At 47.7% G+C, this 1,099-nt stretch carries 1 protein-coding gene; it reads left to right on the plus strand.

Features of this window, described 5'->3' with window-relative positions; translation table 11 throughout:
* A partial coding sequence (locus R7P72_RS25640) for an aconitase family protein (RefSeq protein ID WP_318111050.1) occupies positions 1-1,099 on the plus strand: 1,099 nt, incomplete at both ends.

Here is a 1,099-nt window from a genome sequence, read left to right on the forward strand (position 1 = left end):
TTCATGGGCGATGATATCCCTTACGTACCTAACAAACGCGCTGGTGGTTACGTGCTTGGCGGTAAAATTGCACCTATCTTCTTCAACACAATGGAAGATGCGGGCGCGCTGCCTATCGAAGTTGATGTAACGAAGTTGAATATGGGCGACGTTATCGACGTTTACCCATACGAAGGCAAAGTATGTAACCACGAAACAGGTGAAGTACTTGCTGAGTTTTCTCTAAAAACAGACGTGCTGATTGATGAAGTACGTGCTGGCGGTCGTATCCCACTGATCATCGGTCGTGGTTTAACAGATAAAGCGCGCCAAGCTCTAGGTCTTGAGTCTTCTGATGTATTCCGTAAACCTGGTGAAGTCGCTGATTCTGGCAAGGGTTACACGCTTGCACAGAAAATGGTTGGTAAAGCATGTGGTGTAGCAGGTGTTCGTCCGGGCACTTACTGTGAGCCTAAGATGACAACTGTAGGTTCTCAAGATACAACGGGTCCTATGACGCGTGATGAGCTTAAAGACCTTGCGTGTCTTGGCTTCTCAGCAGACCTAGTTATGCAGTCGTTCTGTCACACATCTGCGTACCCTAAACCAGTTGACGTGAATACTCACCATACACTTCCTGATTTCATCATGAACCGTGGCGGTGTTTCTCTACGTCCAGGCGATGGCATTATCCACTCGTGGCTAAACCGTATGCTACTGCCAGATACTGTCGGTACTGGTGGCGACTCGCATACTCGTTTCCCGCTAGGTATTTCATTCCCAGCTGGTTCTGGTCTGGTTGCATTCGCAGCGGCAACAGGCGTCATGCCATTGGATATGCCTGAATCAATTTTGGTTCGCTTTAAAGGCAAGATGCAACCGGGTATCACACTTCGTGACCTAGTTCATGCCATCCCTTACTACGCGATTCAACAAGGTCTACTGACTGTTGAAAAAGCCGGTAAAGTGAATGAATTCTCTGGCCGTATCCTTGAGATTGAAGGTCTAGAAACACTAACGGTTGAGCAAGCATTCGAACTGTCTGATGCATCAGCTGAGCGTTCTGCTGCGGGTTGTACCGTTAAGCTATCTCAAGAATCAATCGAAGAATACCTAAACT

Source organism: Vibrio sp. Vb0888 (genome assembly GCF_033338835.1).
In the GTDB taxonomy this organism is placed as follows: Bacteria; Pseudomonadota; Gammaproteobacteria; order Enterobacterales; family Vibrionaceae; genus Vibrio; species Vibrio alginolyticus.